General features: G+C 37.7%; 10 protein-coding genes. 8 read left to right on the plus strand and 2 right to left on the minus strand.

All coding sequences use genetic code 11. The features are described 5' to 3' along the window. Both map and galE read left to right on the plus strand, forming a co-directional pair. Positions 1-675 (plus strand): type I methionyl aminopeptidase (gene map / locus ACO5V7_RS08325; RefSeq protein ID WP_485485804.1); only part of this gene is annotated, 675 nt, incomplete at its 5' end. Between the two features lie 15 nt (positions 676-690). Continuing rightward, entirely contained in the window at positions 691-1698 is a 1008-nt protein-coding gene (galE, locus tag ACO5V7_RS08330; RefSeq protein WP_485485805.1) for a UDP-glucose 4-epimerase GalE, read from the plus strand. Between the two features lie 403 nt (positions 1699-2101). Here galE and ACO5V7_RS08335 read toward each other — a convergent pair whose 3' ends face one another. Together ACO5V7_RS08335 and ACO5V7_RS08340 are read right to left on the minus strand one after the other, a co-directional pair. Then, positions 2102-2647 carry an ECF transporter S component gene (locus ACO5V7_RS08335; protein ID WP_485485806.1) on the minus strand — a complete coding sequence of 182 codons (546 nt, stop codon included), beginning with the start codon at positions 2645-2647 and terminating at the stop codon, positions 2102-2104. Beyond that, positions 2644-3492 (minus strand): pyridoxamine kinase, encoded by an 849-nt coding sequence (locus tag ACO5V7_RS08340; protein WP_485485807.1) that lies wholly within the window; start codon positions 3490-3492, stop codon positions 2644-2646. The genes ACO5V7_RS08335 and ACO5V7_RS08340 overlap by 4 nt, the downstream gene beginning before the upstream one ends. Before the next feature lie 100 nt (positions 3493-3592). Here ACO5V7_RS08340 and ACO5V7_RS08345 point away from each other — a divergent pair, with 100 nt between their 5' ends. From ACO5V7_RS08345 to ACO5V7_RS08370, 6 genes are all read left to right on the plus strand, one after another. Beyond that, positions 3593-4816, plus strand: a complete 1224-nt coding sequence (locus tag ACO5V7_RS08345) for an aminotransferase-like domain-containing protein (protein WP_485485808.1) — start codon at positions 3593-3595, stop codon at positions 4814-4816. Between the two features lie 242 nt (positions 4817-5058). Then, on the plus strand, positions 5059-7716 hold the full coding sequence (locus ACO5V7_RS08350) for a cation-translocating P-type ATPase (RefSeq protein WP_485485809.1): 2658 nt from the start codon (positions 5059-5061) through the stop codon (positions 7714-7716). 126 nt (positions 7717-7842) lie between these two features. Next, positions 7843-8658 (plus strand): regulatory protein RecX, encoded by an 816-nt coding sequence (locus ACO5V7_RS08355; RefSeq protein ID WP_485485810.1) that lies wholly within the window; start codon positions 7843-7845, stop codon positions 8656-8658. Then, a complete protein-coding gene (gene mutY, locus ACO5V7_RS08360) occupies positions 8649-9821 on the plus strand; it encodes an A/G-specific adenine glycosylase (RefSeq protein WP_485485811.1) in 1173 nt (390 codons plus the stop codon). Before ACO5V7_RS08355 ends, mutY begins: the two co-directional genes overlap by 10 nt. A 130-nt stretch (positions 9822-9951) precedes the next feature. Beyond that, the gene (gene ntdP, locus ACO5V7_RS08365) at positions 9952-10491 is read left to right on the plus strand and encodes a nucleoside tri-diphosphate phosphatase (protein ID WP_039849260.1); all 540 of its coding nucleotides are present in this window, start codon (positions 9952-9954) and stop codon (positions 10489-10491) included. Positions 10492-10625: 134 nt separating this feature from the next. Continuing rightward, the gene (locus ACO5V7_RS08370) at positions 10626-12137 is read left to right on the plus strand and encodes a phosphohexomutase domain-containing protein (RefSeq protein ID WP_485485812.1); all 1512 of its coding nucleotides are present in this window, start codon (positions 10626-10628) and stop codon (positions 12135-12137) included. The last annotated feature ends 85 nt before the right edge of the window (positions 12138-12222 follow it).

Raw genomic sequence — 12222 nt, forward strand, 5'->3', positions numbered from 1 at the left:
GGTGTCACTACTTGGGATATCGATCAATTTGTCCAAAGAAAAATTGAAGAAGCAGGCGGATCTGCTCCTCAAATTGGTTATGAAGGGTATAAATATGCAACGTGTCAAAGTATCAATGATGAAATTTGTCATGGCTTTCCGCGTCGTAAACCATTAAAATCAGGAGATTTAGTCAAAGTTGACTTTTGTGTGGAATTAAAAGGCGCTTTATCGGATTCATGTTGGAGTTACATTGTTGGTGAAAGTACTCCAGAAATCGACCACCTATATGAAGTGACAAAGAAAGCTTTATACTTAGGTATTCAACAAGCTAAAGTTGGAAATCGTATTGGGGACATTGGACACGCAATCCAAACATATGTGGAAAGTGAAGGGTTGTCTGTTGTTCGTGATTTTATCGGACATGGAATTGGACCAACGATTCATGAAAGCCCAGCAGTTCCTCACTACGGCGAACCAGGAAAGGGTCTTCGTTTAAAAGAAGGAATGGTTATTACGATTGAGCCAATGGTGAATACTGGAACTTGGAAAGCAGAAATGGAAAGTAATGGGTGGACCGCTCATACATTAGATGGTGGATTAAGCTGCCAATTTGAACATACATTAGCCATTACAAAAGATGGTCCACGTATTTTAACATTACAAAAAGATCACGCAGAAGATGTGTTGAACTAAGGAGAGGAAGTAAATATGGCAATTTTAGTAACAGGTGGAGCTGGATATATCGGTTCTCATACAGTCATTGAATTAGATAAAGCAGGATTTGAAGTTGTGATCGTTGACAACTTCTCAAATAGCTCGCCAGAAGTATTGAACCGTTTAAAAACAATCACAGGGAAAGATTTTCCTTTATATGAAGGAGATATTCTAAATCGAGATTTCTTAGTATCTGTTTTTGAAAAAGAAAATATCGATTCAGTGATTCATTTTGCAGGGTTCAAGGCTGTGGGAGAGTCTGTTGAAAAACCTTTAGAATACTATCACAACAACATCACAGGAACATTAGTATTATTAGACGTAATGCGTCAATTTAACGTGAAGGATATCGTATTCAGCTCAAGTGCAACTGTATATGGAATGAACAACGTGGTTCCTTTTAAAGAAGAAATGCCAACTAGCGCAACAAACCCTTATGGTTATACAAAAGTGATGCTTGAACAAATCTTAAATGATGTTGCTTTCTCAGATAGCGACTGGTCTGTCACAAACTTACGTTACTTCAACCCAATCGGAGCGCATGAAAGTGGATTGATTGGAGAAGCTCCAAACGGAATTCCAAACAACTTAATGCCATACATCACTCAAGTAGCTGTTGGTAAACGCGAATTCTTAAGCGTGTTTGGTGACGACTACGATACACATGATGGTACTGGAGTTCGTGACTACATCCACGTTGTTGATTTAGCTCGTGGGCACGTACTTGCAGTTAAAAACAATGCGGCACAAAAAGGTGCAAAAGTCTTTAACTTAGGAACTGGTATTGGATACAGTGTGTTAGATTTAGTAAAAGCATTTATCGCGGAAAATGGAGTGGATATTCCTTATAAAATTGCACCTCGTCGTGCAGGAGATATTGCAACTTGTTATGCGAATGCTTCAAAAGCGAAAGAAGTGCTAGGATGGGTAGCTGAAAAGAACTTGAACGATATGGTTCGCGACTCATGGAACTGGCAAAAGAAAAATCCAGAAGGCTATTAACAGGATACGAGAGCGAACGCTCAGGACTGAAACACTGGACCGGAGTAACGCAAAGGACTTGGAACAAGTCGTGCGGATACTACGGGAAGTGGACGTCAGTCCTGTGAGCTCGAGTTCAACTTTGAAAAAAGTTATATACAAGGCAAAAGAACTCCTTCGGAGTTGTTATTGTGGCAAGAATAGTAGGATACCGGTTTGAGTCTAAGGTCTCAAACCTACCAAGCTTCAAAGGGAGAGTAGCGAATAAATCGCAACTCTCCCTAATTCACATTGGTTATAAATCCCTACTACTGCCACAATAACTCCGAGGAGTTATTTCTTTTGAATACAATTAAAGGGGTTCTGATTCCCCTCAGTGGGAAAAAAACAGCTATTACGAATCCAATCGTAATAGCTATTTTGTTTATCTTTTTACACGTTTTAAGGCTTCTTTAAAAAGTGGATATATGATTGGAACTGCGATAATAGTAAGGGCGGCTGAACCGAAAGTCCCTGTAATCTTATTGATGGCTTGAATAAAGGCTGGAGCTAAGGCAAGGCCTCCGACAATCATTCCGCGTAAAAATGTATATTTAATAATATTCACAATTATTTTTGTGAGGGCTGCTAAAACACCAATTAAGATGATGTTTCTAATTTTATCATCTTTCTTTAATGCTCTTTCGTAAACAAGATGGATGATTAAGCAGACAATTAATGATTCAAGAATGGTTTCCCAGACAACGGTGGTATAACCATTTAAGATATCAAAGATTCCAAGCCCGATGGTTGCAGCGATGGCTCCTTGTTTTGTTCCAAATAATAAACATCCCACAACAACAAGTGCGTTCCCAAAATGAACGAATTGTGTGGAAAATGGTATTTGAATTCTAAAGACACTTATACCTAAAAAAATTAAAGCTGCGAATAAGCTTGTTTGAACTAAATCTCTTAAATCTGTATTTTTCATAATGACACCTCGGTTGTAAATTTTGTTGTAAGCATTCCAAGTTTTTTCTCGATTGGAAGACCAAATGGAATTCGTTCAGGTTGTTGACTGCTCAGTTGAAGCACTTCGTCGATAAAATTAAGTGTGAACGATAGGGCTTCTTCCACGGTCATGTATTGAAGGATGCACGCAGTTGTTAAAGCGGCTAGTGTATCACCTGTACCGTAAAAATGATGCGGGTATTTTGTTGTATAAAAATCAAAAAATGAATCCGATTCTTTATAATATAGTTGAACGCCTGTAACTTCCTCATTATCAGGACATCCAGTAATGATGATGTACTCGGGCCCGAGTTCAGCTAGTTTCTTGGCTAGTTCCCTTGTAAAGTCCATCGTGATTTTTCCGGTAGGATACGCCGTTTCGGTTAATAAGCAGGCTTCCGTAATATTGGGATAAATCACATCAGCATGTTGAATGAGTTTTCTCATCGCATCAACGTGTTCTGCTGTAAATCCGATATATAACTTCCCGTTGTCCCCCATGATTGGATCGACAAAAATTTTCGTAGACTCTGGCAATTTTTCAATGGAATCGATCATTAATTCAATTTGTTCTGTGTTTCGGAAGTATCCTGTTAAAACAGCATCCGGTTTTAATTCCAGATTTTCCCATTGACAAAGTGACTGCCTCATAAATTCTGTTTGGTCCGCAATCGCGATATTTTTGAATCCGCCGGTATGAGATGATAGAAGTACTGTTGGTAGTAATATCGTTTCAATCTGACAACAAGCAAAAATCGGGATAGCGGGGGCGAGTGCGACTTTGCCGATTCCAGGTAAGTCGTTTGCGATTAATATTTTTTTCATATCTATTCCTCGACTTTCAATGTATTTGTATTGTAAAACGGGACAGGTGAGGATACAATAGGGATGAAAATGAACTGTACCGGTACAGTGGGGGTGTGTCATGTATCAATATCAACAATTAGCACAAGCATTAAAAAGCGAAATATTAAGCGGAACTATACAAAAAGGGGATAAACTTCCCTCAATTCGAGAATTAGTTTCTCGATACGGGGTTAATAAGGATACGGTACAACGTGCCTTGCGTAGTCTAAAAGATGAAAGTTTTATTTATGCGGTCGAAAAAAGTGGCTTTTATGTATTAAAGAATTCTGAGCCGAAACCGTTGAAGGAATTTGAAGAAGACTATTCTCAACTTCCAATTGAGGACTTGCGTATATGCTTTAATCAATCGCTTGCTAGTGCGCATGATCTAAAACTAACCAAAAAAGAGCAAGCTTCTGGGATGGATGAATTGATTCAGGCGTTAATGCCTATTTTAGAAGAGTATGGGGTATATGCTGCAAAGGAACAACTAGTAATCACGACGGGGACGCAACAAGCGCTCTATATTTTGTTACAGATATTTCAAGGGAAAAAGGTGTTGCTCGAACAACCGACTTATGCACGAATGAATGAATTGGTGAAGCATTTGAACATTCCGTACGAAACGATTGATCGCAGAATTGACGGAGAAATTGATTTAAACCGATTAGAGGAATTGTTTTCGAGTGGAAAATTTTCACTATTCTATACGATTTCTAGGTTTCATAACCCTCTTGGTGGAAGTTATAGTGAAGCGACAAAGAAAAAAATTGTAGAACTAGCGAGACGTTACTCTGTATATATTATTGAAGATGATTATATGGCAGACTTTGTAGAGGGGAATGCAACACCACTTCATTATTACGATATGGATGGAAGAGTTATTTACGTAAAATCCTTTTCGTCTATTTTGTTTTCAGCCTTGAAAATAGGGATTGTTGTCTTGCCTAAAGCATTGGTAGACACTTTTTCAATGCGCAAGCAGTGGATGGATTACGATTCAAACGTGATGATGCAAAAAACTTTTACCCTTTTTATTGAAAACGGAATGTTTGAGAAACATCGTAAAGAAATGGTTGGAAAATATATCGAAAAAAGTAAGCGCGCTAAGAATTGGATGATATCGTTAGGAATTCACGAAGGAGTTCTTCACGGTACACAATGGGTGTTTAAGAAAAATTCAATAATAGAAGAGAGACTACAAACCATGAACCTTAAGTCGAAGCGTCTTGATGATTACTTTATCTCGAAAAATGCTCCCTCTTTAGAGCGGTTGGATTTGACTAAAATCCGCGAAATTTAGGTAAAAAGAAAGGTTAACAATTTATCTAAAAAATTTGCAAATCTCACACTTATTTGGTATAGTAACTACAACAATAATCGATCTCTATAAGGGAGTAACTGGCAACCAATCGTTGCGATAATATCAACAGCAAGCGAATTCTCGCTGGTATTATCTTGAACAGTGAGACTTATGTTTATTATCAAACGGATGATGGGCATAAGTCTCTCTTTTTATAGAAAAAGAAAAAGGAGTGTATTTTGTTGGAACAACAAACAAACCCCGTATATTTACAGTCAGTGGAGGAAGTTTTTAAAGAAGTTCAATCTAGCCCTTCTGGATTAAGTTCAAAAGAAGCTGCTTCTAGACTTGAAAAATACGGCGCAAACACATTACAGGAAGGTAAGAAAAAATCACTTTTAGAAAAATTTGTGGATCAATTTAAAGATTTCATGATTTTAGTGCTTTTAGTCGCTGCGGTTGTTTCGATGTTTGCACATAGTGGTGAGCCAGATCCTACAGATGCCATTATCATCTTAGCAGTAGTATTACTGAATGCTATTTTAGGGGTGTTCCAAGAATCAAAAGCTGAAGAAGCTATCGAAGCGTTGAAGAAAATGGCTTCACCTGTAGCAAGTGTTTTACGTGATGGACATGTAGAACATATTAAGGGGGAAGATATCGTAGTCGGAGACGTCGTTATCCTTGAAGCTGGGGATGTCGTTCCAGCGGATATGCGTTTATTCGAAGTGAATACAGTAAAAATTGAAGAGTCTGCTTTAACAGGGGAATCTGTTCCGGTGGATAAAGACTTAGTGATTCCTACAGGAGATGAAGTAGGGATTGGAGACCGTACAAATATGGCGTTCTCAAGTACAAACGTAACTTATGGCCGTGCTGTTGGTGTGGTTACAAGTACTGGTATGAATACAGAAGTTGGTAAAATCGCTAATATGTTAGCAAACACTGAAGAAGGTAAAACACCACTTCAAGAAAATCAAGATGCTCTTGGTAAATGGCTAACAATCATGATTTTAGTGATTGCTGTTATTATCTTCGTAGTAGGGATGCTTAGAGGAAATGAATGGACTCATATGTTATTAACAGCGATTGCAATTGCCGTTGCTGCAATTCCAGAAGGGTTACCAGCGATTTCTACAATTATCCTTGCATTAGGAACTCAAAAAATGGCGCAACGTAACGCGCTTGTTCGTAAATTGCCAGCTGTTGAAACATTAGGTGGAGTGGAAATTATCTGCTCCGATAAAACAGGAACGTTGACACTCAACCAAATGACGGTTGAAAAAATGGTTTATGACAACGAAATTCATGATGCGTCAGAAGAAATTTCTAAAGACAATATCGCGCTTCGTGTAATGAACTTAGCCAACGATACTAAGATTTCTCAAGACAATTCATTATTAGGGGACCCAACTGAAACAGCGATGGTTCAATACGGTTTGGATAAAAACTATGATGTTCGAGAAGAGTTAGTGAACATTCCTCGTATTGCTGAAGTTCCGTTTGACTCAACTCGTAAATTAATGACAACGATCCATCAATTAGAAGACGGTAAATACTTGATTGCGACAAAAGGTGCTCCAGATATGTTGTTAGACCGTGTGACTAAGATTGATAAACATGGTGAAGTTTCTGCATTCACTGAAGATGACCGTACAACATTAATGAAATTAAATAAAGAAATGGCTACTCAAGCGCTTCGTGTGTTAGCAATGGCATACAAAGTGATTGATACTCTTCCTGAAACAGTGGATTCAGATTCAATCGAACATGATTTAATCTTTGCTGGTTTAGTAGGGATGATTGACCCAGAACGTAAGGAAGCAGCGGCTGCGATTAAAGTAGCGCAATCAGCTGGTATCCGTACAATCATGATTACTGGTGACCACCGTGATACAGCCCAAGCGATTGCAAAACGTTTAGGTATCCTTCGTCCAGATCAAGAAGACGGAGTATTAACTGGTGGCGAATTAAACGATATTTCTGATGAAGAATTAGAACGTACTGTTGAAACGTACTCTGTATATGCTCGAGTATCTCCAGAACATAAAGTTCGTATCGTAAAAGCTTGGCAAAAGAATGGCAAAGTTGTTTCGATGACAGGAGATGGGGTAAACGATGCTCCTTCACTGAAGCAAGCCGATATCGGTGTTGGTATGGGAATTACAGGTACTGAGGTTTCTAAAGGTGCTTCAGATATGGTACTTGCTGATGACAACTTCGAAACAATCGTAGTAGCTGTTGAAGAAGGACGTAAAGTTTTTTCGAATATCCAAAAAGCGGTTCAATATTTACTATCTGCCAACTTTGGTGAAGTAATGACGATGTTTGTTGCGACAATGGCTGGCTGGTCAATTCTAGAACCAATCCATATTTTATGGATCAACTTAGTAACAGACGTATTCCCAGCGATTGCTTTGGGTCTTGAAGAAGCAGAAGCAGATATCATGAACCACCCACCACGCGGTAAGAGCTCGAACTTCTTATCAAACGGTGTATTACCAAGTATCTTCTACCAAGGTTTCTTCGAAGGTGGTATTACTTTATTTGTATTCTGGTATGCGACTGAAGTAGCGAAATGGGGTAATCCAGTTGGGGAAACCATGGCGTTTGCAACATTAGGGTTAATCCAATTGTTCCATGCGTTCAACGTGAAATCAGTGTACAAATCACTTGGTGAAGTTGGTGCATTCAAGAACAAGATGTTTAACTATGCAATCCTATTATCAGCCGTAATGCTTCTAAGCGTAATGGTGATTCCTGGATTAACAACGGTGTTTGATGTAGCGACTCTAACGGCGGGTCAATGGTTGTTTGTAGTTGGTTCAGCATTCTCAATTGTTCCAATCGTTGAAATTTCTAAAGCAACTATGCGCGCAATGGGGATGGATAAAGATTAATTAATTGACTCAAAAAGGCTCACTATTAGTGAGCCTTTTTCGTATATGAAAGTAGATTAGAGAGTTAAACTTTTATTCATCTGTGTATTTTGCTAAAATATTTTAAGTAGATTGGAGTGTGGGGATATGGTCATTACAAAAATTGAAGTTCAGAAGAAAAAAGGGCGTTACAATATTTATTTGAATGATGCTTTTGCCTTTGGTGTAGATGAGGCAACAGTTGTAAAGTATGCCTTGTTTAAAGGAACCGAACTAACAAAAGAACAAATTGAAGAAATTCAGCATGATGATTGTATTCAGCAAGCCTATCAAAAAGCATTACACTTTTTAAACTTCAAGCTTCGTTCGACGAAGGAAGTCTATGAAAAATTAGAAAAATTGGAATTCGATGACGATATTATTAATGAAGTTCTTGGAAAGTTACATGAACAAAATTTTATCAATGATACGTTTTATGCTGAAAGCTATTTGAATCAGGCAAAGTTTGTTACATTCAAAGGGCCGAAGTCTGTCATTTTTGATTTACAGAAGAAGGGGATTAGTGACAAAGTCATTCAAACCGTTCTTGAAGGCTATTCTCTAAAAGAGCAGCTCAAAAATGCGATTCAAATCGCTCAGTCGTATTTAAAAGGACAAAAAAGAGTTACTACTAAAGTAGCAAAGCAAAAGGTAAAAGTATTCGTGATGCAAAAAGGATATTCGAAAGAAATTGCCGAAGAAGTAGTTCCTTTCCTATCGTTTGAAGCTCAAAACGAGATGGAAGCAGAATTGGCAATAAAGGAGATTGCAACTATTTACCGACGTATCACCAAAAAATATGAAGATAATGAATCAGCGCTATGGTATCAAATCAAAGGGAAGTTGTATCAAAAAGGATTTACCTCCAGTGTGATTGAACAAGCTATCGCGCAATTTGAAATGGAGAAAGAAGAATGGATTTAGCCGGAATTGGCGTAAAAATGTGGGACGAGAAGAAAATCAAGCGTTTTAGAAAGGCGCTACTAGATTGGTATGATAAAGAAAAACGGGATTTGCCTTGGAGAAGAACGCAAAATCCATATTTCATTTGGGTGAGCGAAATCATGCTTCAACAAACAAGAGTGGATACAGTAATTCCATATTACGAGCGTTTTCTAGCAACTTTTCCAACTATAAAAGATTTGGCTGAAGCTCCTGAAGAGATTTTATTAAAATGCTGGGAAGGACTTGGGTATTACTCACGAGTACGTAATATGCAGAAGGCAGCCATTCAAGTGATGGAAGAGTTTGGTGGAGAATTTCCAAATACTTATGACGGAATCCTATCGTTAAAAGGGATAGGCCCTTATACTGCTGGAGCGATTGCAAGTATTGCATTCGGGTTGCCAGAACCAGCAGTTGATGGAAATTTGATGCGAGTCATTAGTAGACTATTTGAAGTGAATTTAGATATTGGAAACCCAAGCAATCGATGGGCTTTCCAAGAAATTGCTGAAATTCTTATTGACCCTGACAGACCCGGAGATTTTAATCAGGCTCTGATGGATTTAGGTTCCGATATCGAGTCTCCGGTGAATCCTCGTCCAGAAGAAAGTCCGGTGAAGGAATTTAGTGCAGCGTATCAAAATGGAACGATGCATATTTATCCGATTAAGAAACCGAAGAAGAAACCCACGCCAATGAAGTGGAGAGCCTTCGTGGTTCAGGATGAGCAAGGGAGATTTTTAGTTGAAAAAAATACACAAGCGGATTTGCTCAGTGGCTTTTGGCATTTTCCGTTGATTCGTGATTTCAGCACAATTGGAGAATCGATTGACCTATTTGAGGGCATGCTAGAAGAATCTTCAAATTATGAAATCAATCAGAATATACCATTAGAAGTTCAATTTGAAAGTCTTTACAGAATGAAATTAACACCGATTCGACTTCTTCCTAAATCGGTCAAGCATATTTTCAGTCACCAACGATGGGATATTGAATTACAATATGCGAACGTATCAGGTAAGGTGAAGAATAATTCATCTAGAACTCTAAAGTGGGTTACTAAAGAAGAGATGAAACTTCTGCCTCAATCAAGAGTTCAAGGGAAAATGTGCGAAATTTTAGTCGGACAAGAGCTTTTATAAATGAATGAGCTAAAATCGCATCGCTGTACTGTTTTTTGTTCACAGAATGCTAGAAATATGCTATACTACTAGTGATTTGAAAAACACTAAGAGTTATCTCTTAAATAGATACAGAAAGTTGGATATAGTGGTGCACAATCCCAGAGAAGGAGAATTCATCACTGTCAAGAGTTATAAACATGATGGTAGTCTTCATCGCACTTGGCGCGACAGCATGATTTTGAAGACAAGCGACCAAGCTATTATCGCTTGTAATGATCATACTCTTGTGACTGAGTCCGACGGAAGAAGATGGTTGACGAGGGAGCCAGCGTTACTTTATTATCATAAACATTATTGGTTTAATATTGTAACGATGATTCGTCAAAAGGGAATATCTTATTATTGTAATCTTGCCTCGCCTTATGTATTGGATGCTGAGGCGTTGAAATATATCGATTATGATTTAGATATTAAGATTTTTCCAGATGGTGAAAAACGATTGCTTGATGTCGATGAGTATGAATTACATCGACGACAAATGCATTATTCGAAAGAAATTGATCAAATCCTAAAGGCAAATGTAGAAATTCTTGTGGATTGGATTAATAATAAAAAAGGCCCGTTCTCGCCAGAATATGTCGATTTATGGTATGAAAGATATATTCAATTAACCTATCGTAAATCATAACTCATGATAGCTGAGTTAAAAGCAAGTAGCAAAGGCTGCTTGCTTTTTTGTTATCTAGGATAAATTTTTGGGAATCTTCTATTAATGCATTAGCGCTTTTGGTAAAATAGGACTAGAGCTAAGGAGGGATTCCCATGTCAAAAATCAAAGAGTTACAACTGAGTTCAGATATTCGCGGTATTGCTATTGCGACAGAAGAGTTTGATGCAACGTTGACAGTAGAAGAGAGTCGTTTAATTGCGAGTGCATTCGTGAAATGGTTACAGAAACGGTATCCGTCTAAAAACATTTCGGAATTAATTGTTGGAATCGGTCGTGATAGTCGTATTAGTGGACCGGATTTGACAAAAGAATTTATTAAAGTATTATCGGCTTTTGGGGTTCACGTAATCGATTTTGAAATGGCAACGACTCCAAGTATGTTTATGGCGACTCAATTTGAAGAATTTAACTGCGATGCGACAGTAATGTTTACTGCGAGTCATTTACCATATTATTATAACGGACTGAAATTTTTCACGCTTGAGGGCGGATTAGAGTCTAGTGATATTCGTGACATTATTGGACTGGTGGATGAAAAGGAAGAACTATCACAAGGACCAGTTTCTTCTATAGAAGTGAAAAGTATTTTTGAACGTTACAGCCATCATTTAGTGGAGTTGATTCGTAAGGGGAGTCAGAGCGAAAAAGAAAAACCGCTTGAAGGATTACATATCATAGTCGATGCTGGGAATGGAGCAGGAGGTTTCTTTGTTAAAAATGTACTAGAAGAACTAGGTGCTAAAACTGAAGGCTCGCAATTCTTAGATCCAGATGGAACTTTCCCAAATCATATTCCGAACCCAGATAATAAAGAAGCAATGGAGAGTATTAAGAATCAAGTTCTAGCAGTCAATGCTGATTATGGAGTGATTTTTGATACAGATGTGGATAGGGCTGCAGTGGTAACAGGAAGTGGAGAACTTCTTAATAGAAATAATTTAATTGCTGTTTTAAGTGTGATTGCGATAAGCGAGCATCCTGGAACAACAATAGTAACGAATTCTCCTACAACTGAACACTTGAAAAACTTCATTATGAATTTAGGTGGAAGTCAATATCGATATATATCGGGTTATCGTAACGTTATAAACAAAGCAATAGAATTAAATAATCAAGGAATTGATTGTCAGTTGGCGATTGAAACTAGTGGTCATGCAGCATTCAAAGAGAATTACTTCTTAGATGATGGAGCATATGTGGTCGCAAAAATACTAATGTTGCTTCCTAGATTGGTTGCTCAAGGGGATACCTTAGATTCATTAATTAAAAAGCTAGTGCAACCAAAAGAAGTTGTAGAAGTTCGATTTAAGATTGAAACTGAAGATTTCAAAGCTAAAGGGTTAGAAGTAATCAAAGATTTCCCTAATTGGATTCCGAAAGACTGGGTAGTAAATCCTGAAAATGAAGAAGGAGTTCGAATTGACTTTAAAGGGGAATATGGAGATGGATGGCTTCTTTTACGGATGAGTTTACATGAGCCACTTTTAGTATTACAAATAGAAAACGATATAGAGGGATATCAAACTAAGATTCTTAAAACGATAAATGAAATACTGAACCGATATCCTGAACTTAATCAGAATAGACTAGAAGCATTGTTTTAATAGTGATTAAAAAGATACAGTTTGCATTTTTTGTGAACTGTACTATTTTTTTATAAAAAGTAAATCTTTTCAGTTGCAAACCAAA

It is taken from the genome of Granulicatella sp. (assembly GCF_057274575.1).

Bases quoted from the DNA above. Each gene is read 5' to 3' on its own strand.
- galE (WP_485485805.1), top strand. From the start codon at position 691: ATGGCAATTTTAGTAACAGGTGGAGCTGGATATATCGGTTCTCATACA.
- ACO5V7_RS08335 (WP_485485806.1), bottom strand. From the start codon at position 2,647: ATGAAAAATACAGATTTAAGAGATTTAGTTCAAACAAGCTTATTCGCA.
- ACO5V7_RS08340 (WP_485485807.1), bottom strand. From the start codon at position 3,492: ATGAAAAAAATATTAATCGCAAACGACTTACCTGGAATCGGCAAAGTC.
- ACO5V7_RS08345 (WP_485485808.1), top strand. From the start codon at position 3,593: ATGTATCAATATCAACAATTAGCACAAGCATTAAAAAGCGAAATATTA.
- ACO5V7_RS08355 (WP_485485810.1), top strand. From the start codon at position 7,843: ATGGTCATTACAAAAATTGAAGTTCAGAAGAAAAAAGGGCGTTACAAT.
- mutY (WP_485485811.1), top strand. From the start codon at position 8,649: ATGGATTTAGCCGGAATTGGCGTAAAAATGTGGGACGAGAAGAAAATC.
- ACO5V7_RS08370 (WP_485485812.1), top strand. From the start codon at position 10,626: ATGTCAAAAATCAAAGAGTTACAACTGAGTTCAGATATTCGCGGTATT.